This is a genomic window from Rhizobium sp. CIAT894, from assembly GCF_000172795.2.
Classification (GTDB): Bacteria; Pseudomonadota; Alphaproteobacteria; order Rhizobiales; family Rhizobiaceae; genus Rhizobium.
Genome location: NZ_CP020947.1, coordinates 1,750,819 through 1,775,584, shown reverse-complemented (window position 1 = coordinate 1,775,584; position 24,766 = coordinate 1,750,819). Strand labels below are relative to the sequence as shown.

Below are 24,766 nucleotides of genomic sequence, written 5' to 3'. Positions count from 1 at the left end.
GGCAACGCCAAACTTGCCCGGGTCCCCATCTTGCTCCCGACTTCGGTCCGTCGCCGAAGGCTTCCTATTTCTCCGCGAAGGACGTTTTGCCGATTGTCGCGCGGTGGGCAATACGAAACAGGACGATTGCTGAATTCAGGCCGGCAAGCAGGAGCAAGACATAGAGCATCGCCTGAATGCCGGAGGAAACGATCAGATTGCCGGCGATCAGCGGGAAGCCGAAGACGCCGATGAAATAGGACAGCGAGAACAAGAGAAGCGATTGCGGCATAAGCCCCTTGGGCGCCTCATTTGCGGCCAGCCCATTGATGACGGAATAGGTCAGCCCATAGCCGAGGCCGAGCACCGCCGCAGCGGCGAGATAGGCGAGCTGATTTGATGTCACCACCAGGAACAGCAGGATGGATGCCAGCGTCAGGCTCGTCAGCACCAGAAGCGAATAGAATGGGTCCTTCTTGACCACATATCCCGCCACGAACAACCGGCTCAGGATGGCGGCCGACATGAAACCGATAAAGAACAGCGAATAATCGAAGCCGTGTGCCTTGGCGTAGCTTGTCTGAAAGCTGGAAAGCCCGCCGAAAATCGCGCCGCCGATTCCGACCATGGCGATGGAATAGATCGCCGGCGACGCAATCACCTGACGGGCTGCGGCAAAGGAGATCTTGTTGACATGCGGCAAAATCTTGCCGGCATTGGTCAGCCGCAGATGTAGATAAAAGTAAAGTGCACCGCCGACGAGACTGGACAAGAATGCAAAGGCGAAGGCCGTCTCGATCGGCATGGACCAGCCGGTGGCAATGCGGCCAATGATCGGTCCGGCGCCGATGCCCGACATCATCGATCCCGATAGCAGGGCAAAGAACCGGATCCGATGCTCGGGTTCGGTGATCGCCGCGACCAGGATAGGCCCAAGCGCATAAAAGGTGCCCCAGCCGATGCCAAGGACGAAACCGACAGTCATCAGGCTCAGCCCGGCTGCGGGGACCATGGCGAATCCCAGCCCAGATGCCGCCAGAAACAGCCCGGAAACCGCCACCGCCCGCGCCGAGCCGATGGCATCGGCGATGTGGCCGGACAGGATGACGAGAATGACGGTGCTGACCGTCGCCGCCGAGATGATCAGGCCGGCGAGCGCCTCGTTGCCGCCCCGTTGCCCGACCAGCACCGGGATCAGAAAGGTCACGCCATAGGCGATCGAAAGAAGAAATGCTCCGATGCACAAAACGGCAAATTCGCCGCCACCGACCTTCGTTCGCATAGCCGTATCACTCATGTCTCCACGCCCCTCGCAGAAAACTCATTCGTCGAGGCAATGGAGATCACGTTTGCATTTGCCGAACAAGCCGTTTTTATGATTTCCGTAAACCATTGAAAAGACAAATATCCGTAGAGATATGTTATTGTTTATACAACATCCTCAACGCCTGCCTCGCTCTGCCCCGACCAATGGTCCTGCAAGCCCGCTCCGTCACGTCCGCAAGGCGCGCGACCTGGCGAACCATCGTCGACCACGGAATTCTGGGTCCAACGACACGCGCAAAGAGGGAAAAAATTAGGCCGCCCGGCAAGAGAGGCTTCGTGTCAGGCCGATGGCCGCCAACCCCTGGTCTCCGGGGGCGGCAACGTGTCGAAGCTTGGCATCGGATGTGGAACATCCTGTGAAGAATCCGTCCGCCCTCGCCTGACGACTTGTATCTCGCTTTGGTTTATGCAATCTGTGGATGAATATTGCCGAGTTGGATCGGATATCGGGTGGACAAAAAGTTGGTGAGTGTACCCTGGGTCTGGAAATTGGGAGCCTTCGCCGCTGCTTGCGTCGCAATCCCGCTTCTGGGACGAATTGACTGGGAAGCCCTTGTGCTAGAGCACCAAACCCTCGTTACCGGTGTCCTTACCGTCATAGCCGCCCTTGGCATGATCGTCCAAATACGCGTCAGCGATCACAGGAATGACAAGCGGCCGGAGGGTTTCATGCTCAGGACGCCGACCGCTCAAACCCGCCGCCGCGACGACGAAGACGATTATTAAGCCGCTCTAAAGCGCGTCGCGATCTTTCAGATTCGCTCTTCTCGCTTCAGCTCTTTGTTTAAGCATGTCATTGCCACAAAACCGCTGCACATTTTTCGCGACATGCTTCAGCTAAGTTTCGCCACACCGGAACGGCCGACGACGCAGTTGCGGCCGCTCTTCTTCGCCGCATAGAGCCTGCCGTCGGCAGCCGTCAACACGGCGGTGAAATCGGCGCCGTCCTCGTCGGCGGTGGCGACGCCGATACTGACCGTGACCGGCCTGTTATCCGGCGTCCTGACGCTGGTCTCGATTGTCCAGCGCAAGCGCTCGGCAAGCAGCAGACCCTCTTCGTGGTCGGTGCCCGGACAGACGGCAACGAATTCCTCGCCGCCGAAGCGGAAGACGCGGTCGCTCGACCGCAATGTCGTGCCCAAACGCGCGGCGATCGCCTTCAGCACCTCGTCGCCCTGAAGATGACCGTAGCCGTCATTGACATCCTTGAAGTGATCGGCGTCGAGAATGAGGATGGTGGTGAACAGTCCCTGCCTCAGCGCTTCACTCAGCATCAGCGGCGCTTCCAGCTCCATGCGCGTACGATCGTAGACACCGGTCAGCATATCGCGGCCGGTGCGCTCCAGAAGATCGTTGTAGCGCTCACGGAATGTCAGGTCGCCGAACACGTCGCTGATCGAGCGTGCAGATATGGGCGCCCCGGTCCGGCGGATACGATATTCATAGATCGCGAACATCACGGCATAGAGACAGACAGCAAGCATTTTCGCCTTCCATCCGGCCCAGAATGCCGCAACCGGCACATCCAGGAAATAATGCAGCGCGGCGAAGAAGCCGATCTGGTCGAACGTCAGCAGCACGAATCCCGAAATCAGGAAACGCAGGACGACGCGCCGGCGGAAGAAATCGCCGAGCTTTTCGTAAAGCAGGATGATGCCGAGCGAATCGACATAGAGCAGCGCCGTGCCCCAGACCATCAGCCAGCCCATCTCCTTGAGAAAATCGACGTCTGGCGTGTGGTCGGCCGACATCTGCAGCGGAAGGTGCAGCTGCAGCACCCAGGCGATGCCGACCGTGAGCAGGTTGCCGAGGAACAGGCCATAGATCGGCTGGCGCACCGTTGCGGCATCCTCCTGCAGGTAAAGCATCAGGATCATCATCAGCTTGCCGGAGAAGAAGACGGATGAGCCCGGGGATACATCCCCGAACGGCAGCGAGACATAGAAGACCGCCGCCAGATAGGTTTCCATGAAATGCATGACGCCGAGCGCGGTCAGGAAAACCCCGAGGCCGAGCCGATGACGGAAATGCAGAAGCGTCACCATCAGCGCGAAATAGGCGACGGCTTCGACGGCAAAGAGAACGAGGTTGAGCGTCTCCATCACGGCAGCTCAGCGAGGGATGTCCGCCCCCGGTATTCTGCCGGCGCGGCTATGCCTTTGGTCGATCGTTCGAAAAAGTCAAACACGAGAGTGTCCCGCAAATCCTGCAGGCGATACCTTTCACCCCAATCCTTTAAGATTGCGTGAGCGAAGTCCCGGTCACTCGGTGCACCCGGGTCACAGGATTGAAAAACAAGAATAATCGTGGCCGGCATCAAGTGCTGACCCGGCGGATCCCGATTTCAGACCTGACGAAGCTTCTCGCCGTCACCGAAGAGTGATGGACCATGCTGATCAATGATCTGCTGCGCCTTGCGCACCGTGCATTCGAGCGCATCGTCGGACGAGGAAAACAGATCGGCGCGAATGAAATTGCGCACCAGAACCTCGTCGCCGATCTTCTTTTCGATGCGGCCGGCAAGGCGATACTGGCCGCCTTCCTTGCGAGGCTCCGCATAGATCGTGCAATCGCCGTAAAGCTGCGGCTCGCCGGAGGGACCTGCCGCTTCCGCGGCGGGTTTGCTGCCGCCGGAGAACATCGAAAAGAGATTTGAGATGAACGAAGCCATGTTCCGCCTTTAGCACGATGGTGCTGTTATCGCCAAGTCAAATGATCAGGTTGGCGAGGATCTCGTTTTCGGTGATATCCTCGTAACCCATGCCGGCAGCTTCGAAATTTCCGATCAACCGGGCGAAATTCTCCGGCGCCTTGGTTTCGATACCGATCAGGATCGAGCCGAAATTGCGCGCCGATTTTTTCAGATATTCGAAGCGGGCGATATCGTCGTCGGGTCCGAGCAGATTGAGGAAATCCCGGAGCGCCCCGGGGCGCTGGGCAAGCCGCAGGATGAAGTATTTCTTCAGCCCTGCGTAACGCATGGCTCTTTCCTTTACGTCAGGCAGCCGCTCGAAATCGAAATTGCCGCCGGAGACGACTGCGACGATGGTCTTGCCGCGGATCGCTTGGCGGTCCATCGCGGCGATCGCCGTCAGCGACAGGGCGCCGGCCGGCTCGAGCACGACACCTTCGACGTTCAGCATCTCCTGGATGGTGACGCAGATGGCGTTCTCCGGCATCAGTTGCACCTGTTCGGCCGGAAAATCGCAAAGAGCAGCAAAATTCAGGTCGCCGATGCGGGCGACGGCCGCACCGTCGACGAAATTGTCGACCTTGGCAAGCGTCGTCACCCTGCCCGCCTCGATACTGCGCCTGAGACTCGGCGCGCCGGCCGGCTCGGTGAAGACGAAGGCCGATTTCGGCACGGTGCCGTCGAGATAACCGGTAATGCCGGCGGCAAGCCCGCCGCCGCCGACCGGCAGGACGACTATATCAGGCACCGTTCCATCAGGCAGTTGCTGCATGATTTCGGCAGCGACGGTCGCCTGCCCCTCGATGATGTCGGCGTGATCGAAGGGCGGCACCATGACGCCGCCGATTGCCTCGACATGATCGCGTGCGGCCTGGTAGCACTGGTCGAAGAAGTCGCCGATCAGCCGGATGGTGATGAATTCGGCGCCGAACATGCGGGTCTTGTCGATCTTCTGCTGCGGTGTCGTCACCGGCATGAAGACGACGCCCGGCACGCCGAAATGGCGGCAGACGAAGGCAAAGCCCTGGGCGTGATTGCCGGCTGAGGCGCAGACGAAGGTCTTGCCGGCAGCACCCTGCCCGATCGCCTTGCGGAAGAAGTTGAAGGCGCCGCGGATCTTATAGGAGCGCACCGGCGAAAGATCCTCGCGCTTCAGCCAGATATCGGCCCCGTAACGCGCCGAGAGATGATCATTGAGTTGCAGCGGCGTTGCCGGAAAAAGGCTGCGCATTGCCTCTTCGGCGCTTTCGACATCAAGTCTCGTCACGGGCGTGATCCATTCTCATGATTACAGCGCCGCTATGGCACAGGCCGGCCGGCAAAAGAAAGCCCGCTTCGGCCATTTCCAGTTCGCCGCCGGCCTTGTTTACGAAAGGCTTTCTTAAGCCAACCGCAAAATTGGCGGCACATGAACTGATTTTAACTGTCAATGAAAAGGCCGGCCACTATATGAAGCCATGATGATCATCAAATACGCAAGACCGCTCGCCTGGCTGCTGCTCGCCTTCATCCTCTTCGTCACGGTTTCGCCGATCGGGCTGAGGCCGGAAACGGTCACGACGGTCGATACCGACCGCGCGGGCGCCTATGTTATTCTTGGCCTCGCCTTTGCGCTTGCCTATCCGAAACAGTGGAAACTGGTGGCCGTGCTGCTGATCGCCGGCTCGGTCGCCATCGAATATTTGCAGTATTTTGCGCCGACACGCCATCCGCGCCTGCATGATGCCGGCGTCAAGGCCGTAGGCGCCGCCCTCGGGCTGCTGGCCGGCTGGGTGATCAACAGGTGGCGCGAGAGCAAGGCGCCAAGCACCGTTCCTTTCGCAGAACGCTGATTATTCCTTCAGGTCAGAAACCACGCAACTGCACGGCCCAGAAGAACAGAGGTATCGCGGCCAGCGCTGTTCCAAGAACAAGCGCGACACTGGTCTTGAAGATCCGGATGCGCCGAACCTTTGCCCCACTCCAATCGTAAACCATCGTCTTACTCCCACAAGACAACACTTACTCAATCGCCGCGGCGCAATCCTTGCACCAAAAATGTCATTGTCAATCAATAACGCGCTTTTACACACAATATACAGCATATTCAAACCGGAATATGAAGGTGGTGCGGGCGAGCGGTATCGAACCCCGCGTCACCACGCCGATAGATTGCCGCCGAGAACCGAGTAGATTTGATCGGCACCGAGAATGACTGTGATCATATCAATGCAGCGCCCGCTTGATGCGCAACGGCGAGCAGGTCGCTTCCCCCGCTCGCCGTCATCTCGCTATAACACCGCAATCATCCACGATCAGCCGTCATAATGACCCGAGAATGCCGCCTCGGCCGACTGAACGGTGACAGCAACATTCACACCCTTTGTCACCGTCGCGCCGGTGGCGCGAAGATCGGTCACCGCTTTCAGGGCGCCCGCCTTGGGGGCCGGCAGCGGCAATACGGTGCCGGCGTCCAGATCAGCGACCCAGAGCCCGTCCTGACCTTCAACACTAATAACAACAACTGTAGCCATGTTTTTCCCTCTCTAACGATTGATGTTTAAAATCCAGCTTTCTTCAGGCCTTCACGATAAAGATCTTTATGCCACTGCTCTTTACTTGGAACTGCGGACAACCACTTGTCCACATCGAAGTCCGGATTGCCTTCACGAAACCTTCTCACGAAGATCCGCGCCTTGTCCGGATGGCCTAACATGGCCCAATTTGCAGCAGACAGTCTGTCGGCCAAATTGGGATCGGCCATCTGCCCGATATAGTCCAGCGACGCTTCGAATTCGCCGAGGGCATAGTTTGCTCCCGCAGCGGTCCAGAAATAAGTGTCGGGACCGAGCGGGTTCAGTTCAATTGCCCGCTCGATCTTTCGCAAGGCCATGGCGGGGAGCGAACAATGAACCAAGGTGTCGGCATAGTCGGCGATCACGTCGGCATAGTGGGGCGCAAGGCTTTCGGCCACTTCCATCGCTTCGGCGCTTTCGTCGAACGCGCCCTGCAACAGCTTGGCGACACCGCGCTCGCGATAGCCGTCGGCGAAGTCCGAGCGCATGTCGGTGGCCTGCTTGGCGAAAGTCTCCGCCACTTGCAAAAGATCGATATCGCCCCGGGCCGTCAACAACCATTCCTTGGAGTAGGTCCGCGCCATCGAACTCAGCGCCGGTGCGAAATCGGGGCTTTCTCCGAGCGCGGCTTTCATTTCCTTGCGGGCGCGCCGCAGGTTCGGAAGTGTGAGGCGCGCCAGGTGCCGCCGGCCGACGAGATATCGGTGATAAGCGGCCGGGTTCAGATCTTCGCGCAACGCCTCATGGCGCTCGATTTCGCCGGAGACGGAGAGAGCGATCTGCCGGGCAACCACTCTTCTGTCTCTGGCGAGATCCATACGATCGAGGCTGAACCTTTCGGCCCAGACAATTTGATTCTGATCGAAAAAGATCAGCTGGGCGAACAGGGTCACTTCATCGCCCGAATTGCTGATCCGGGTGTCGAGGATATAGTTGACGCGATGCCGTTCGAAGAAGGCCTTCTGCGTCTCCACGTGGTGACCGATTTGAACCGCCGAATACGGGGCTATGACCTCCAGGCTGTTGAAGACGCAAAATCCGATCGTGATATCCTCCACCAAGGATGCGGCGAGAAAACCGGCTTGGGGCCGAACGGATTGATTTTTCGGCGGAAGCAGCACCAGGCGGGGAATGGCAATCGGGATATCTTCGGGCTCAAGGGGAAGAGCCGCGTCGCGTTTCGGCTTTGAAGACACGGAGGCCAGACGGAGGGATTTTGCTTCACCGGCATCGGAGTCGGCGCGCGCGGTGACGCCTCTCAAACTCGAATTGCGCCGCTGTTCAAAATAGGTCCGAACGGATTCGACTTCGTCTTCCGCCTTGAATATCCCGATTAGCAATTGCAGCGTTTCCGGATCCTTCGGCTCGGTCCGAAACAGGATGACCGCAGCCTTCCTCAGAAGGTCGGACTCCTTTTGCGACTGGGCCAATCGCGCCGCTGTTCTCAAAGTATTTGCCAGAAGCTCGACATGGTAATTTTCGCGCTCGGCGAGCCAGCGATGAAACTGTCGGCTATGGCTTTGAACCGCTCCCAGAAAGGGCTGGTTCATCAGCTTCACCAACTGTTTCAGCCGGGAGAACGGCTCGACCCCTTCCTCTTCGTCGGGCAGCAGAATGTCGGAAGACAGAGAACCCCGCTCAAGAGTGAGCATGTTGCCCTGCGATGAGAGGATGTCGATCCCGAGATCGATTTGACGGGCCTTAATTCTGGAAATGACCTTGCGCAAAGTCGACAGTGCAACGTCCCTGTCGGCTTCGCCCCATAGAAAGCGAGCCAGCGTCGTTCGATCCGCCGATCCCTGATCGGTTGTGAACAAATAGGCAAGCAGCAAGAGGCCTTTCTCGGGAAACGCTACAACGCCCCCGTCCTCGTCGACGAGCTGCAATCTACCGAAGGTCTTCAGAACAAAAACCATTTGCCCTTTAAGCCACCATACGTCCCGGCGTTTTCATGAGAAGTGAAGTGCACGTATTGTAATAGTAGAAATCGTAAACACTACGCCTTCCGGCACTTTCCCTAACGCTCCCCCAAATCCAGCAAGCTTGTGCCACCCAGGAGTTTGCTAGGATTGCCACACCAACTTGCATGAAATATTTTTCGCAATCAAACTATCCTGACCTTGCGTGGCAACAATGTCAATTTGCAACTACGTGATGCGCATTCGCTTTTCGAAACCGTGGCCAGGCACGATGGGACCTTCCAAACTTTGAAGCGGAATCGCATCACAACTCCTGAATATCGGTTGAGAATACCGTCTCTGTTTGTTAGCAGGAAGAACCACGCGGACGTGGTGGAATCGGTAGACACAAGGGACTTAAAGCAAATTGAGTGCGCCGGCGGAAACGCCGGATGTAGAACTGCTCAAAGTCGGGGAAACCTGTCAGATGGCAATCCCGAGCCAAGCCCTGCAAAGGGAAGGTGTAGAGACTAGACGGGCAGCACCTAAGGCAACGCTAAGGTGAAGGTATAGTCCAGACCACAAACGCCGGAAGGCGGCGGCGAAAGCCGTAGCTGGTAAGAAAATCCCTCGGCCTCGGCTTTGCGGGTTCGACCCCCGCCGTCCGCACCAGCCTACGCTCTGTGAGCTTCGGCTCGGCGAGCCGAAGAGAGCAGCCAAGCGAATCGGCGCGGCAAACGAAAGGCGCGGCAGGCCTCATGCCCGCCGCAACCTTGATGATCTCAAAATCAACGATCAGGCGAGCTTGGCAGCGAGCCTGGCGACATGGGCGCCCTGGTATTTCGCGCCTTCCAGTTCGATCTCGGAGGGCTGGCGCGAGCCGTCGCCGTTGGTGATGGTGGAAGCGCCGTAGGGCGAGCCGCCCTTGACTTCTTCGTTGCCCATCTGGCCCTGGAAGGCATAGGGAAGGCCTGCAACGACCATGCCCTGGTGCAGGAAGGTGGGGATGAAGCCGAGGATGGTCGATTCCTGGCCGCCGTGCTGGGTCGCCGAAGAGGTGAACACCGAACCGATCTTGCCGACGAGCTTGCCGGCGAACCAGAGGCCGCCCGTCTGATCCCAGAAATTGCGCATCTGCGAAGCAACCGTGCCGAAGCGGGTGCCGGCGCCGACGATGATGGCGTCATAATCGGCCAATTCGTCGACGGTGGCGATCGCAGCCGCCTGGTCGATCTTGTAGTAGGAAGCCTTGGCAACGTCTTCCGGCACCAGTTCCGGCACGCGCTTGACGGTAACCTCGGCGCCGGCCGACTTCGCGCCTTCGGCGACAGCATAGGCCATGGTTTCGATATGGCCATAAGCCGAATAATAAAGGACGAGAACCTTCGCCATCTTCTTGTCTCCTGAGTGCACTGGTTGAATTTCGTGACCGGGACGAAGTTGTATCAGCGCCCAGGGTCGAACAAAGCCCTGCCCCCGGGAACTCAGTGTTCAACGCCCATAGACGAAAATTCACTTGCGTCTTTCATTTCAGCGGCAGCGACATCGGCCGGCTGTTTGCAAAGCCGCCGAAGGGCGCTACCTATTCACCAGCCTCACATCACGGAACATCCCATGAGCCATGCCATCGTCGTCACCGCCGCCATGCTCGCCATCGGCGACGAACTTCTTTCCGGCCGCACCAAGGATAAGAATATCGGCCACCTCGCCGATCTGCTCACCCTTTCCGGCATCGACCTCAAGGAGGTGCGCATCGTCGCCGACGACGAGGAGGCGATCGTCGAGGCGCTGAACGCGCTTCGCAGCAAATATGATTACGTCTTCACCTCGGGCGGCATCGGACCGACGCATGACGACATCACCGCCGATGCCATTTCCAAGGCGTTCGGCGTGCCCTGCGAATATGACGAAGCGGCGATGGTGCTGCTTGCCGATATGTACAAGCGCCGCGAGATGGAATTCACCGAGGCGCGCCAACGCATGGCGCGCATGCCGCGCGGTGCCGCCCATATCGCCAATCCGGTCTCGACCGCGCCTGGCTTCATCATCGGCAACGTCCATGTCATGGCCGGCGTGCCGCAGGTTTTCCAGGCGATGGTCGACAATGTGCTGCCGACGCTTCGCACCGGCACGCCGGTGCTCTCGCTCGCCATCGCCTGCCCCTACGGTGAAGGCGAGATCGGCACGCCCCTGACCACAATTCAGAAAGCCCATCCGGACACCAGTATCGGCTCCTACCCCCGCTATATCGGCCAGAAATTCTCGACCGAGATCGTCGTGCGCGGCCGCTCGCAGGCGGCAATCGATGCGGCCGGCGCCGAGGTGCATGCAATGATCGAGGCCATCCGGCAAAGGAAAGACATCGCCGAAAACCATTCCGCCGAGGCTTGAGGACAATGCCGGAGCTGGCGGCCATCCTTGATGTCGGTCAAGGAACAGGAGAACGCTCCGGCGCATTCCGTCCCTCGCGCCAGCCATTTCAGCGCAAGGAGAATTGATATGTCTTACAAAACCATTCTCGCCATCCTCGATACAACGGACAATAGCGGCGCTGTCGCCGATTTCGCCTTTGCCATGGCCGCCGAAAGCGGTGCGCATGTGATCGGCCTGCATGCCGAAACCATCTCCGCCGTGCCGCTGGTGGCGCCGATGGAAATTCCCGATCCGGTCGCCGTGCAGGCGCTGCAGGACATGGCGCATGGCGAAACGATCGCGGTGGAGAGGATCTTTCGCGCCAAAGCGGATGCAGCGGGCGCCTCCTGCGAATGGCGCAGCTTTGCAACATCCATCGGCTACGGCGCCGCACCGCTGATCGACAGCGCGCGCAGCGCCGATCTGTTGATCGCTTCGCAGGCCGACCCGGCCAGGCCTTCCGACAGCCATGTCGACGTCGAAAGCTTCCTCTTCGAAACCGGCCGGCCGGTGCTGGTCATCCCCTATATCCTCCGGCAGCCGAAGCCGATCAGGCGCGTGCTGATTGCCTGGAACGGATCGAAAGAGGCGGCGCGCGCCACCTTCGACGCGCTACCGATCCTGAAGGCGGCCGAGGAAGTGGAAATCTTTTCCGTCGATCCGGCCGACACGGCGCTGCAATCGCCGCTGACATCGGGCGCCGAGATCGCCGCCACACTGGCCCGCCATGGCGTGAAGACGACGCTTGCGACGGCCAGAAGCGTGGACAAGAACGCCTCGCATGTGATCGAGAACCGGCTTTCCGACAGCAGCATCGATCTTCTCGTCATGGGCGCCCATCCGCATTCCTGGCTCTGGCAGATGATTTTCGGCGGCACGACCAAGAGCTTGCTGCAATCGATGACGGCGCTGACGCTGCTGTCGGGTTGAGCGTCTTGCCGTCATCATCGGCGCTTGCCTTTTGCCGGCAAATTCCGTTAATTGCGGCGACCGATGACAGCTTCGAGCCTCGGCACAGCTCGCGAGATTTGCGTTTTGCCAATCGCCGCCTTAAGCGCGTCCGGTCGCCGGCAAACGGCGTGTTGTTTTTTCATGCCTCGGAGCAGCCCGATGTCCCTTCCCGATAAAGCCTTTCCCGTTTCCTGGGATCAGTTCCACCGCGATGCGCGCGCCCTTGCCTGGCGGCTTGCCGGCCTCGGCCAGACCTTCAAGGCGATCGTCTGCATCACGCGCGGCGGCCTCGTCCCGGCCGCGATCATCTCACGCGAACTGAACATCCGGCTGATCGAGACCGTCTGCGTCGCCTCCTATCATGACTATGTGAACCAGGGCGACATGATGCTGCTCAAGGGAATAGCGCCGGAACTTCAGGAAAATGGCGGCGAAGGCGTGCTCGTCGTCGATGACCTGACCGACACCGGCAAGACAGCGGTCCAGGTGCGCACCATGCTGCCCCGGGCGCATTTCGCCTGCGTCTATGCCAAGCCGAAAGGCGTGCCGACCGTCGATACCTTCGTCACCGAGGTGAGCCAGGATACCTGGATCTACTTCCCTTGGGACATGGGCTTTACCTATCAGGAGCCGATCGCCAAGAGCGCTGGCTGATCGCCATCGATCAAAGCGCGTGATCTTCATATTTACCACTTGAAATTGTTCCAGATTTTGTCGGCGGGGATTCCCGAATCCGCTATCGGGATTCGCACATCTATTTTACCTTTTGCTTATAGACTCAAGCAGCGTGCGAATCGTGCCAAGCTGCGCTCAAAGCGTGCAGCGAAGCGATGCGGTAAAAGGAAAACAAGATGGCGCGGTGGGGGCATAGAGGAACGACTGCGACCATCGGACTGGCGGCGTTTCTGTTTCCCCTCACACCCGGTTTTGCCGAGCCCGCCTATATCCCTCTGGTGCGCGATTATGTCGAGCGGCAGGTGCGGCCGATGGTGGAGACGCCGCTGGTGCTGAAAGCCATTGCCGAGCAGAACATAGAATTCGATAATGTCAGCGAGATGGATATGCGGGTGCTCGACGAGACCTACCGGTCGGAGATCGATCGCCACCATCTGTACATGGTCAAGCTGCTGCTCGACAAATCGGTGTCGCACTATCTGAAAACCAGGCAGGACGCCTCACAGGGCGCGATCGTCGAATTTTTCGTGACCGACAGTCACGGGCTGAACGTCGGGCAAAGCACCATCACCACCGACTACTGGCAAGGCGACGAGGAGAAATACCTCAAAACCTTCGCGAACGGCTCCCGCGAGATCTTCATCGACCGGGCCGAACGCAACGAAACCACCCAGATGCTCGAAACGCAGGCGAGCTTCGTCGTCCTCGACGAAGAGGAGAAGCCGATCGGCGTCGCCACCGTCACCATCGCCATCGATGCGCTCTGACGGCCGCTTACATGCGGACGAATCGCCATGCGCATTTACGGCCGAAATGCCATCACAAGATTTGCCGCAGGGCGCTTTTTTGCCGTTCCAGCACTTTCCTTAGCCGGCAATGCCCGCAAGCCATTGTAATTTCAGGGCTCCCCGGCTTTCCCCAATCTCCACAGGCGCATCCACAAGATGTTGTGGTTAGCAATCAATTAAGATCCAGCCCTTGACGGAATCACCTGTTTCAAACTTTATTGTTACTGATGTTGCGGCGGCGGCAGGACCGGAGGTAACGAGCCCGGTTTCCTTTTGAAAAATTGGACGCAGAATCAGGGTGATGGGCCGGAAACGGTATCAGACCTGACAGGATCTCTGCGCGATTTTCAGCCTCCAAAAAAGTGACGTCGGGACTGGCGATAATAAGCTGTTAATACTATATTTAGCGTTTGCAGCCACCATCACCACAAGATACAGGAAAGACATCTCCGGATGACACCCCTGTGACAATACGGAAACGAGACTGGCTGCACGACGACAATGTGCCGCCGGATAGGAATTTTGCGCCCCGGTCGTGGGGACTGGGCGCCAACACGAGGTCAAGACCATGCGCATCGAACGTCGTTTCACGAAGGCCGGCCAAGGCGCCTATGCGGACATCGAATTCCGCAAGGCGACCAGCGAGATCAAGAACCCCGACGGTTCGATCGTGTTCCGCCTCGAGAATATCGATGTTCCCGCGCAGTTTTCCCAGGTCGCGACCGACGTTCTGGCGCAGAAGTATTTCCGCAAGGCCGGCGTCCCCACCCGGCTGAAGAAGGTCGAGGAAAACGACGTTCCTTCCTTCCTGTGGCGCTCCGTTCCCGACGATGCGGCGCTGAAGGCCCTGCCGAAGGATGAGCAGACCGGCTCCGAAATCGATGCGCGCCAGGTCTTCGACCGCCTCGCCGGCACCTGGACCTATTGGGGCTGGAAGGGCGGCTATTTCTCTTCGGAAGAAGATGCTGCCGCCTTCAAGGACGAGCTTGCCTATATGCTCGCCACCCAGCGCGTCGCGCCGAACTCGCCGCAATGGTTCAACACCGGCCTGCACTGGGCCTACGGCATCGACGGCCCCGGCCAGGGCCATTTCTACGTCGACCCCTTCACCGGCAAGCTGACCAAGTCCAAGTCTGCCTACGAACATCCGCAGCCGCATGCCTGCTTCATCCAGTCTGTCGAGGACGACCTCGTCAACGAAGGCGGCATCATGGATCTCTGGGTGCGTGAAGCGCGCCTGTTCAAATACGGCTCCGGCACCGGCTCCAACTTCTCGATGCTGCGCGGCGAAGGCGAAAAGCTTTCCGGCGGCGGCCGCTCCTCCGGCCTGATGAGCTTCCTGAAGATCGGCGACCGTGCCGCCGGCGCCATCAAATCCGGCGGCACGACGCGCCGCGCCGCCAAGATGGTGGTCGTCGATATCGACCATCCCGATATCGAGGAATACATCAACTGGAAGGTCAAGGAAGAGCAGAAGGTTGCGGCCCTCGTCACCGGCTCGAAGATCGTCGCCCGGCACCTGAAGACGATCATGAAAGCCTGCTTCAATTGCGAAGGCGGCGACAACGGCGATTGCTTCGACCCGGCCAAGAACCCTGCCCTGAAGCGCGAAATCCGCGCCGCCAAGAAGGACCAGGTTCCGGAGAATTACGTCCAGCGCGTCATCCAGTTCGCCCGCCAGGGCTATAAGGATCTCGAATTCAAGACCTACGACACGGATTGGGATTCGGAAGCCTACCTCACTGTATCGGGCCAGAACTCCAACAACTCCGTCTCGATCAAGGACGACTTCCTGCGCGCCGTCGAAAATGACGGCGAATGGAAGCTGACCGCCCGCAAGGACGGCCGGGTGATGAAGACGCTGAAGGCGCGCGATCTGTGGGAAACGATTTCCTACGCCGCCTGGGCTTCGGCCGATCCGGGCATCCACTTCAACACGACGATGAACGACTGGCACACGTCGCCGGCCGGCGGCCCGATCCGCGGCTCGAACCCGTGCTCGGAATATATGTTCCTCGACGACACCGCCTGCAACCTTGCCTCGCTGAACCTGCTGCAGTTCAAGGACAAGGCCACCAAGCGCATCAATATCGCCGACTACGAACATGCCGTTCGCCTGTGGACCGTCGTGCTCGAAGTCTCGGTCATGATGGCGCAGTTCCCGTCGAAGCGCATTGCCGAACTCTCCTACGAATACCGCACGCTCGGCCTCGGCTACGCCAATATCGGCGGCCTGCTGATGTCGTCGGGTATTCCCTACGACTCGGCCGAAGCCCGCGCCATTGCCGGTTCGCTGACCGCGATCATGACCGGTATCTGCTATGCGACCTCGGCCGAAATGGCTGCCGAGCTCGGCCCCTTCCCGAACTTCGCGCCGAACCGCGACAGCATGCTCAGGGTCATTCGCAACCATCGCCGCGCCGCTCACGGCGAAACCTCCGGCTATGAGGCCCTGTCGATCGATCCGGTCGCGCTGATCCATTCGGAAAACCCGGACCAGGATCTCGTCGCCCACGCCAAATCGGCCTGGGACAAGGCGCTCGCGCTTGGCGAACAGCATGGCTACCGCAATGCCCAGGTCTCGGTCATCGCGCCCACAGGCACGATCGGTCTCGTCATGGATTGCGACACGACCGGCATCGAGCCCGACTTCGCGCTCGTCAAGTTCAAGAAGCTCGCCGGCGGCGGCTACTTCAAGATCATCAACCGTGCCGTGCCGGACGCGCTGCGCACGCTCGGCTATTCGGAAAGCCAGATTGCCGAGATCGAGGCCTATGCCGTCGGCCATGGCAACCTGAACCAGGCGCCGGCGATCAACCCGTCGACGCTGAAGGCCAAGGGCCTGACCGACGAGAAGGTGGAAGCCGTCAACGCCGCGCTGAAGAGCGCCTTCGACATCAAGTTCGTCTTCAACCAGTGGACGCTCGGCGCCGACTTCCTGAAGGAGACGCTGAAGGTTTCCGACGAACAGCTCGCCGACATGAGCTTCAGCCTGCTCGACCATATGGGCTTCTCGAAGAAGGACATCGAAGCCGCCAACATCCATGTCTGCGGCGCGATGACGCTGGAAGGCGCGCCCTTCCTGAAGGCCGAGCATCTGCCGGTCTTCGATTGCGCCAATCCCTGCGGCAAGATCGGCAAGCGCTACCTCTCGGTGGAAAGCCATATCCGCATGATGGCGGCTGCCCAGCCCTTCATCTCCGGCGCGATTTCCAAGACGATCAACATGCCGAACGAGGCGACCGTCGAGGATTGCAAGAACGCCTACCTGCTCTCCTGGAAGCTTGGCCTCAAGGCCAACGCGCTCTATCGCGACGGCTCCAAGCTGTCGCAGCCGCTCAACGCCTCGCTGATCGAGGATGAGAACGACGAGGAAGCGCTGGAAGAACTGCTGCAGGCGCCGGTCGCCGCCCAGGCCGTCACCATCACCGAGAAGATCATCGAGCGGGTGATCGAACGCGTTTCGCGCGAACGCGAGAAGCTGCCGAACCGCCGCCAGGGCTATACCCAGAAGGCCGCCGTCGGCGGACATAAGGTCTATCTGCGCACCGGTGAATTCGGCGACGGCCGCCTCGGCGAGATCTTCATCGACATGCACAAGGAAGGTGCCGCCTTCCGTGCAATGATGAACAATTTCGCCATCGCCATCTCGCTCGGCCTGCAATATGGCGTGCCGCTCGAGGAATATGTCGAGGCCTTCACCTTCACCAAGTTCGAGCCGGCCGGCATGGTCATCGGCAACGATGCGATCAAGAACGCCACCTCGATCCTCGACTACGTCTTCCGCGAGCTTGCCGTCTCCTATCTCGGCCGTCATGACCTCGCCCATGTCGATACGTCGGATTTCTCCAACACCGCGCTCGGCAAGGGCATCCAGGAAGGCAAGACCAACCTGCTGTCGACCGGCTGGACCCGCGGCTACAAGCCGACGCTGGTTTCCGGCACCGGCGGCGAACGCCAGGCGGGCGAACCCAAGGGGGCGGCCACCGCAGCCCCTGCCCGCGCCGCCTCCACCGGCACGGTCACCGCCTTTGCCGGCAGTGCGGCCCGCAAGCTGGAGCCGACAGTCGCCATCTCCACCTCCGAAATCGTCGCCTTCAAGCGCGATTACGAGGAGCGCGCCAAGGAATTGGCCGAGGAGATCGCCGAAGAGGTAATGGAAGAAATCACCAGCGACGCCACCGCCCTCTTCTCCGACAAGGCGGCAGCGGACGCGGCAACGGCGAAGACCGAAGCCAAGAAGGTGGAAGCCGAACGCCGCCAGCGCTCGATCATGCAGGGCTATACCGGCAACATGTGCTCGGAGTGCCAGAATTTCACGATGGTGCGGAACGGCACTTGCGAGAAGTGCGATACATGTGGGGCGACGAGCGGGTGCTCTTGATAGGGGACAATCGCAATGCGGCGACCTGTGGAAAACCATAAGTTAGTCGTAATCGAAGGCGGAGGGCGCAAGCCCTCCGCCTGGATTGAAATTCCAAAGACTATAATTTGTTCATCACCTACAAATCGCTCCGAAGCAGCGACTTTTCGCATAACAGCCGCGGGGGTTCGGAAGGCCCTCGAGTTTGGTCATAGACAGCCATTGCTTGATTTGTGGAGCCTCGGACGCTGAACCCATGCTGCCGAAACACCGCCTCATCCTTCTGCGCCACGCCAAATCCGCCTGGCCCGACGGTGTGGCCGACCGTGAACGGCCATTGGCGGATCGCGGGCGCAAGGTAGCACCTGTCATCGGCACCTATATGGTGCGCGAAAAGCTGATCCCCGATCTCGCCATCGTCTCGCCGGCCCGCCGGGCGCAGGAAACCTGGGAGCTCGTCCGCAGGGCTCTTTCGAAAAAGGTCTCGGAAGTCGAGGCGACGGATATCTACGAGGTGTCGGCCGAGCGCATCCTCGATGTGATCCGGGCCGTCGAACCTGGCATCCGCACGCTGCTCGTCGTCGGCCACAATCCCGGCATGGAGAATGCCGCCTCGCTTATCGTGGCGGACGGCGATGCCAATGCCGTGGGACGCATGCGGGAGAAGTTCCCGACAGCGGGACTCGCCGTCATCGACCTCGATCTCGACACATGGGACGAGATTGCGGCGGGCACCGGTTATCTCGAGCGGTTCGTAACCCCGCGATCCTTGGGATAATAAGGCCACTTTCCGGTTTGAATTTGGCGAACATGGTGCACGGTCCTGATTCTGTCCGCGCCGGTTCCGAACGCGCGGCTTTCGTCCGGCCAGTACCTACCTCAAGCAGCGCACGGCCGATCGGCTCGTTGACTGCGCATTCGATGGGCATTTCAGGGACAACCCACAATGTTCGGGCGAGATCGGCAGCCTCCGAAGTAGGCATCTTCTGGGGTCATCTAGTCATACCCTGGACTTGCTTCGGATCCGGCGACCTCTGACGGGAGCGTCACTAGTCGATGCCAATGCTCAAAACCAGGCAATCAGGATCGGGCACCATCGCGGATCCGGGCTTGAATTCGATGCTCCGCCCGGCGATCACCCGCAACTTCTGGGCTCGGCACGTCAACTGAAATGGAGCGCGCGCCCCTTGGCAATGGCCTCCTCCAGCCGCCCGCGAGACGTGCCTGCAAGGCGCTCGACTCCCATCAACCTCGCAAGCGAGAGAGCGGGGTCGGCTTCATCGAATAGTCCAGGATTAGACGTGACCAGCGCTGCAAGCTCGGCCAACGGTATGTCCGCCACCGACCGGCGGCCCTCACCGGCACCTACACGGTACGGCAACACCTCTGTGACCGTACCCCTCTTCCAAACGAAGTCACCGCTGGACTCAGAGGTCCTGTCGAAGTGCTTCAGATGAAGGGCGATCCGCTCGCGGATCCGTGCTCCAGTCCGGAGCCAGCCGTGTGCACGCGCGATCCTCTGAGCAAGAACATCTTCCCTCATCGGCGCTTCGGCTTCGATGACAGCATCGACCATGGCTTGAAGTGTGGCGCGGTAGGAAAACTCGAAGAAGTCGTTCGGACGCGACTTGAACGCCGTCAGGTCTGCGATGCGATACGTTGAGCCATTTGAGTGCGTGGCTATGGGAACTTCCAAATGCCCGCCAGCGCCAACCTCCTCTGGCGCGGCAGCGAATAGATCTTGAGCAACGATTTCATAATCAGGATCGGCCGCAGATTCGATGGCAGCCGAACCGACACCATAGAGCGCAAGGGGTTCGCCACCCGAAACCTTATCGAGTAGCTCGGTTGACCCCGTTTCAATCGGCTCGGGCGCCTGCCTGCTTTGATCCAGCAACTCATTCAGTGCGTGATGCAGACGATCAGCAGCGCCCAGTCGGTCGAACCACCAATCGGTTGACCAGACCCGGACGATATTCCACCCGAGCCCCCGCAGTACTTGCTCGCGGACCTTGTCGCGGTCCCGAGCCGTCGCTGAGCTGTGATATGTTGCGCCATCGCACTCTACCCCGGCAAGGTAGGCTCCCGCCTTGTCGGGGTGCTTCACGCCGATATCGATGCGGAAGCCGGATATGCCGACCTGCGGCACGAGATGCCAACCACGTTTTGAAAGCTCTTCGGCGACAGCCTCCTCGAACGGCGACTCCAAGCCGCCGACCGATCCGTGATCTTGTGCGGGCAGAGCGATAGCGCCACGGTCCGCAAAATCGAGGAACGTCTTCAGATGATGGACACCTACGGCCTTGGTCCGCGCAATGTCGATCTGATCTGCCCGGAAGCCCGAAAAGACTAACAGTTCCTGCCGCGCACGGGTCACCGCGACGTTCAGTCGTCGCTCGCCGCCGTCTCGGTTCAGGGCGCCGAAATCCATGCTCCTTTTCCCGGCCGCGTCTTCAGTGAAGGTGATTGAGAAGAGGATCGTATCACGCTCGTCCCCCTGCACGTTCTCAAGGTTCTTCACGATGGTCGGTTCAATCCTGTCTTCGGAGAAGAACCACTCAAGCTCCGGGCTTGCACGGCGGGCCTCGTCGAGGAAATCCTGGATGAGGGACTGCTGCTGTGCGTTGAATGTAATTATCCCGAGTGTCAGCCTCTCGCCCTCTGAGAGCTTCAGCCACGAAAGCATCCGCCGCACCGCCTCGTCTGCAACGGCGCGTGCTTCGACCTTGTTCGTGCGGGTCTTGCCGCGATCGTAGATGCCGTTCGGTACAGGCCTGAGACTAACCGCCTTGTCCTCCACCGTCGGCGAAGGGAATGTGATGAGGCGGTTTTGGTAGTAGTGATGGTTCGAGAAGGCGATGAGCGACTCATTGCGGCTGCGATAGTGCCATCTCAGGTCGCGAACGGGGATCCCCGCTGTCTTAGCCTCGTCGAGGATGCTCTCGAGATCCCGTTCGTGTTCTCTGACATCTTCCTCCTCTTCGTTGCGTCCAAAGAAGTTGGTGGGCGGCAGTTGTTTGGGGTCCCCTACGATGATCGTCTGGCGACCGCGGGCGATCGCGCCTACCGCATCCCAGGTGGTGATCTGCGATGCCTCGTCGAAGATCACGACATCGAAGAGTGCCTGGTCTGGAGGGAGATACTGCGCGATCGACAGCGGCGACATCAACATGCATGGCGCGAGCTTTGAGAAGCTGTTGGGCATCCCGCCGATAATTTCCCGGATAGAACGGCTCGGACGTTGAAGCTCCATCTGATGCCGGAGCAGACCGAGTTCAGACTGTCTGGGAACGCCCTGCACAGGGGGAAGCCCATGCGCCAGAGAAGAAGCGACGCGCCCTGCAGCAGCCTTCCTTACGATGTCGTCGATATCCCGGAAGTCGGCCACCGCATGCTCGTGCTCGAAGCGGCGGAACTCCCGAAGAACCGGATTGGCATCGATCGCGAGAGGGAGCCACCATCGGGCGTACCCGAGATGAAAAGCAGCCTCCGTTTCCGAAGAAGGGACTGCACCATTTTCAATGCTCTTGATCAGCGCGAAGAGCCCCTTCGCTCCCGCCTCCTGGCGAACCCTGCACCAAGCCACCCAGTCGCGAAGCATCTGACGGGCAGCGGCAAGATCGTTCAGCCGGCGCGGCAACGAGGTGAATACCTCGTCGGGATACAACGACGTGATATCCTTGCCCGACACCGAAGCGAACTCCTTCTCTGCCTCAAGGAAGTTGGAAAAAGCCGCCAGGAAGGCTCTGGCAGTCAGGCGAACCGATGCATCAGGGGATGCGGAGGCCAGGACGGGCGCGATTGTCTGGGCAATCCCCCTCACCTCCTCGGCAGCCCTACCGAGCCGTGTAAGACTATCACGCACGCGCTGCGCTCCAGACAGCCTACGCTCAACTTGGTCGACGTCCGTTTGCAGCCCTGCGAAACCCGATCGCTTGCCGGAAAGGACGTTTGCGTGAATCGCGGCAGATTGTTGCCTCATTCGCTTAAGGTGCGTGAAGTCCTTCTCCGGGTCGGGTGTGCCGCCGTCCGAATAGGACTTCAGCAGCTTCCTCACGCGCCGCTTTCCGAGCCAGCTTTTTGGCCATATGGATGCGGATGCTTCGCGCCACTCGTTTTCCAACTGCTCGAGCGGGATAGAGGCGAGTGCGTCGTGTGCGAAGGGTGCCGCCAAGTTCCCTTCCGCGGCGCGGTACGCCTGGATCGCTCCGCTGAGCTCTGCAAGAGCACCCTGAAGCTGGACGAACTCTCGGTCGAATGCGATGCTGACATCCGTCCCTGCCGTCGAGCACAATGTATCCGCCAAGCCCGCGAGCCTTTGCAGACCGTCGATCGGAGCGTCGGTCTCGGCAGACAGTCCGAGCTCGCGCACGAAGGCCTGATGGGCATCTTGCAATCGGATGATCTTCTCTTTCAGCGCAGATGCGGAGGATAGCAACTGCTCCTGCCAGCTTGATGACCATTCCGGCCTGTCAACGAGTTCCAGGGACGGTTGCCGACCAACGGCACCAAACACCCGACCCAGATCGGCGGCGAGGGCACTCAGGTTCCGGTAAGAGGCTTCATCATGAGCATCGAGGGCGTCGAAAGAGAGGGTCGGCGCGTGGGCGTCTGCCCCTTTGGAGGCCACCCCAATCGTCTTGTAGACACTCAGCCCGTTGTTGTGGCGATGATGGAGGCCTTCCACGTAGGCGTTGAGTTGGTCGCGGCGGAACCGAAGCTTTTCGTTCACATTGACCCATTCCTGTCCATCGGAACGAACGGACGCCTCCCAGGACTGTTTCAACTGCGAAACAAAATTCCTCCTGTCCGCCTTGTTCGAATGCAGTTCAAGACAGTGGTCGCCGAGCCCGTGTTCACGGAGACGGCGATACACGACATCGAGCGCGGCGGTTTTTTCTGCGACGAAAAGCACGGTCTTGCCGATCGCGAGGCAGTTCGCGATCATGTTTGCGATCGTTTGGCTCTTCCCTGTGCCGGGTGGGCCGACGACCACGAAATCCTTCCCCTCGGCGGCGGCGATGCTAGCGGCGATCTGCGAGGAATCGGCCGGAAGGAGGCATATGATGTATTTGGGCTGGAAGCGGCGGTCGATCTCGCGCTCGTCGGCGAAAGTGTCGTCCGATGTGAACACCTGGTCGGGCGTGTCGATAAGGTGCTTTACGACCCTGTTGTGGCGAAGGGCGTCCGTACGCTCGACAAGATCCTTCCACATCAGGAACTTTGCGAACGAGAACGTCGACAGGGCAACTTCGTCCACCACCTCCATTCCTGGCACATCTCTGACGGCTTGGCGCATGGTTGCCAAGAGTCGTGGAACATCAACGCCGTTCTCATCCAGTGGTAAAGCTACAGCGAACTGCGGCAGGCACAAGTCGAAGTCCCGTTCAAGGAACTGCAGAAGGGTGGCGTTGAACCGGGGCTCGTCCTCATGGAAGCGCAGGCTAAATCGGGAGGAGGCGCTCTTCCTCTCCAGTTTGACGGGAACCAGAAGCAAAGGGGCACGGTAGCTCCGTTCGTCCTCGGGTTTCTTTTTCCAACGCAGGAAGCCTACTGCGAGGAAGAGAGTATTTGCTCCACCCTCGGCGAAGTCGTTCTTGACCTGACGATGGAGCTCTATCAGCCGCTTTTCCAGCTCCTTTACATGGAGCTTCGATGGCAGTTCGTCGCGCTGAAGGGCCTCGGTCGCGAATTGGCGCTGCAGATCTTCACCGCGGGTCTCTCGGAAGAGCGCTTCATCACGTTCACCGACAGGATTCTGATCCGGTAGGGAAATGAGCCGGATCGAAGATCCGGAAGCCAGGCGATCCTCCAGAAAGGAGACATCGGTGCATAGAAATGGAATTGTCTTCTGACTGTCCGGAAAGTTTAGGAGGCGATTGCGCAAAGTCAGGTCGAGCAGCTTCTTCTGCCAGCGATCTATGCGGCCTGCCGCAGTCGTGGGCTTCTCTTCGACGACGTCCATCGGGAGGGCCTCGAATGTCGGCATCGCAGGGAGCGGCAACGCGCTCGGATGGTCATCGTCTGGAGCGTCCGCCGAACGCTGAAGCGGTTGATGCGATGCAAGAGGCGTTATACCGCCGCTCCGGGCGCGTCGAACATCGATCGCCGCCACGAAAGAATGGCGCTGGCTCTCGTCGAGACGAGCCTCGGCCAGTCGTCGGGCATGGTCTAGGATCATGGCGGGGCGATGGGTGAGCCCCGTGGTTTCGAACACTACCAGCTCGCGCACCGCGAGCGCCTTACGAACCTCCATGAGATCCGTCTCAATTGCATTCGCCAGCGTCCTCTGGGTCAACCATACGCCGACAGCGGCGTGGCCGTTGAACGTGAGGATGACGGCGTGCAGACCCGATGCCTCCAGCGCCGATGCGAGCAGGAGCGTGAGATCCAAGCAGTTCGCAAGCCGCTGTTCAAGAATGTCTGTCGGCCGCCGAATCTTCTGCCCCCTCTGCTCAAAGCTGGCCGGAGCTTCGGCATAGTGCAGCCCGAGTGCGGAAATTGCAGAGTACACAGAGGCAGCGAGCATGAATGTTCTCTTCGGGTCGCCGCTCTGGTAACCGTCCAAGCCTGAAGAATGTCCATGTGCTGCGAGCTGGTCTGCGGCAGACCTCAGAATTCTGGCCACGGCAGGATCGTTCGGCATAACGAAGGCTGGCAGGAGCTGGGCCATGTCACTGACACCGCCCCACTCGCCACGCGCGAGGAGGCGCACCGGAACGTGGATCTCGGAAAGCAGAGATCCACGCGATGTCAGCGTAAGGGTGATCTCACCACGTTCGGCCTCATTCAATCCGTCGAGGTACGACGAATCGAGATCTACCTTTCGGTCGGTTAGAGAGATTTCGTCTCCTGCAAGGATCCGATCGATCGTCCACGTCTTGGCGCGCACGAATGGGGGATTGGCTAAGAGACGAAGCTGGCATTCCTCAAGGTTTTCGTTTGTCGGGTTCGCGACTTTAGCTGACCTTAGCACGGGAATAGCATTCTGAAATGATGCGTATGTGAAACTTGGCGCAATATCAGCGACAATCGCCACATTGGCTTCAACAATATCCAGCATGATGTAATCCCTCACCCTTCACAGCCAGAGAATTACCACTTTCGAGGGTATTTCAAGCATATTC

At 59.6% G+C, this 24,766-nt stretch carries 17 protein-coding genes; 8 read left to right on the top strand and 9 right to left on the bottom strand.

Features of this window, described 5'->3' with window-relative positions:
• Nucleotides 1-64 precede the first annotated feature (64 nt).
• The gene (locus tag RHEC894_RS08790; RefSeq protein WP_085736977.1) at nt 65-1,276 is read right to left on the bottom strand and encodes an MFS transporter; all 1,212 of its coding nucleotides are present in this window, start codon (nt 1,274-1,276) and stop codon (nt 65-67) included.
• A gap of 584 nt (nt 1,277-1,860) precedes the next feature.
• On the opposite strand from RHEC894_RS08790, the gene RHEC894_RS32930 reads away from it, so the two are divergent.
• On the top strand, nt 1,861-2,031 hold the full coding sequence (locus tag RHEC894_RS32930) for a hypothetical protein (protein WP_164517675.1): 171 nt from the start codon (nt 1,861-1,863) through the stop codon (nt 2,029-2,031).
• A gap of 107 nt (nt 2,032-2,138) precedes the next feature.
• Here the strand turns inward: RHEC894_RS32930 and RHEC894_RS08780 are convergent, their stop codons facing one another.
• The 3 genes from RHEC894_RS08780 to ilvA all read right to left on the bottom strand — a co-directional run bounded on the left by RHEC894_RS08780 (nt 2,139) and on the right by ilvA (nt 5,264).
• Nucleotides 2,139-3,410, bottom strand: coding sequence for a GGDEF domain-containing protein (locus RHEC894_RS08780; protein WP_085736976.1), 1,272 nt, complete (start codon nt 3,408-3,410; stop codon nt 2,139-2,141).
• A 239-nt stretch (nt 3,411-3,649) separates the two neighbouring features.
• On the bottom strand, nt 3,650-3,976 hold the full coding sequence (locus tag RHEC894_RS08770) for an HlyU family transcriptional regulator (RefSeq protein WP_010068221.1): 327 nt from the start codon (nt 3,974-3,976) through the stop codon (nt 3,650-3,652).
• Between the two features lie 37 nt (nt 3,977-4,013).
• Nucleotides 4,014-5,264 carry a threonine ammonia-lyase gene (gene ilvA, locus RHEC894_RS08765; RefSeq protein WP_085736974.1) on the bottom strand — a complete coding sequence of 417 codons (1,251 nt, stop codon included), beginning with the start codon at nt 5,262-5,264 and terminating at the stop codon, nt 4,014-4,016.
• 190 nt (nt 5,265-5,454) lie between these two features.
• Between ilvA and RHEC894_RS08760 the strand changes: the two genes are divergently transcribed.
• On the top strand, nt 5,455-5,829 hold the full coding sequence (locus tag RHEC894_RS08760; RefSeq protein WP_010067627.1) for a VanZ family protein: 375 nt from the start codon (nt 5,455-5,457) through the stop codon (nt 5,827-5,829).
• Between the two features lie 13 nt (nt 5,830-5,842).
• On the opposite strand, the gene RHEC894_RS33760 is transcribed toward RHEC894_RS08760, so the two are convergent.
• The 4 genes from RHEC894_RS33760 to wrbA all read right to left on the bottom strand — a co-directional run bounded on the left by RHEC894_RS33760 (nt 5,843) and on the right by wrbA (nt 9,842).
• Entirely contained in the window at nt 5,843-5,974 is a 132-nt protein-coding gene (locus RHEC894_RS33760; protein ID WP_010067628.1) for a hypothetical protein, read from the bottom strand.
• A gap of 317 nt (nt 5,975-6,291) precedes the next feature.
• Nucleotides 6,292-6,510: a hypothetical protein gene (locus tag RHEC894_RS08755; RefSeq protein ID WP_085736973.1), complete on the bottom strand. Its 219-nt coding sequence runs from the start codon at nt 6,508-6,510 to the stop codon at nt 6,292-6,294.
• 26 nt (nt 6,511-6,536) lie between these two features.
• Nucleotides 6,537-8,468, bottom strand: coding sequence for a hypothetical protein (locus tag RHEC894_RS08750; RefSeq protein WP_085736972.1), 1,932 nt, complete (start codon nt 8,466-8,468; stop codon nt 6,537-6,539).
• A gap of 777 nt (nt 8,469-9,245) precedes the next feature.
• Entirely contained in the window at nt 9,246-9,842 is a 597-nt protein-coding gene (gene wrbA / locus RHEC894_RS08745; RefSeq protein WP_085736971.1) for an NAD(P)H:quinone oxidoreductase type IV, read from the bottom strand.
• Nucleotides 9,843-10,064: 222 nt separating this feature from the next.
• On the opposite strand from wrbA, the gene RHEC894_RS08740 reads away from it, so the two are divergent.
• The 6 genes from RHEC894_RS08740 to RHEC894_RS08715 all read left to right on the top strand — a co-directional run bounded on the left by RHEC894_RS08740 (nt 10,065) and on the right by RHEC894_RS08715 (nt 18,417).
• A complete protein-coding gene (locus RHEC894_RS08740; RefSeq protein WP_085736970.1) occupies nt 10,065-10,841 on the top strand; it encodes a competence/damage-inducible protein A in 777 nt (258 codons plus the stop codon).
• 108 nt (nt 10,842-10,949) lie between these two features.
• Nucleotides 10,950-11,792, top strand: coding sequence for a universal stress protein (locus tag RHEC894_RS08735; RefSeq protein WP_085736969.1), 843 nt, complete (start codon nt 10,950-10,952; stop codon nt 11,790-11,792).
• Between the two features lie 180 nt (nt 11,793-11,972).
• Nucleotides 11,973-12,467 carry a xanthine phosphoribosyltransferase gene (gene gpt / locus RHEC894_RS08730; protein WP_010067842.1) on the top strand — a complete coding sequence of 165 codons (495 nt, stop codon included), beginning with the start codon at nt 11,973-11,975 and terminating at the stop codon, nt 12,465-12,467.
• A gap of 197 nt (nt 12,468-12,664) precedes the next feature.
• A complete protein-coding gene (locus RHEC894_RS08725) occupies nt 12,665-13,255 on the top strand; it encodes a hypothetical protein (protein ID WP_085736968.1) in 591 nt (196 codons plus the stop codon).
• 589 nt (nt 13,256-13,844) lie between these two features.
• Nucleotides 13,845-17,660: a vitamin B12-dependent ribonucleotide reductase gene (locus RHEC894_RS08720; RefSeq protein ID WP_085736967.1), complete on the top strand. Its 3,816-nt coding sequence runs from the start codon at nt 13,845-13,847 to the stop codon at nt 17,658-17,660.
• A gap of 235 nt (nt 17,661-17,895) precedes the next feature.
• Nucleotides 17,896-18,417: a histidine phosphatase family protein gene (locus tag RHEC894_RS08715; RefSeq protein ID WP_010069344.1), complete on the top strand. Its 522-nt coding sequence runs from the start codon at nt 17,896-17,898 to the stop codon at nt 18,415-18,417.
• Between the two features lie 384 nt (nt 18,418-18,801).
• Here RHEC894_RS08715 and RHEC894_RS08710 read toward each other — a convergent pair whose 3' ends face one another.
• On the bottom strand, nt 18,802-24,702 hold the full coding sequence (locus RHEC894_RS08710) for a DUF3320 domain-containing protein (RefSeq protein ID WP_085736966.1): 5,901 nt from the start codon (nt 24,700-24,702) through the stop codon (nt 18,802-18,804).
• Nucleotides 24,703-24,766 lie beyond the last annotated feature (64 nt).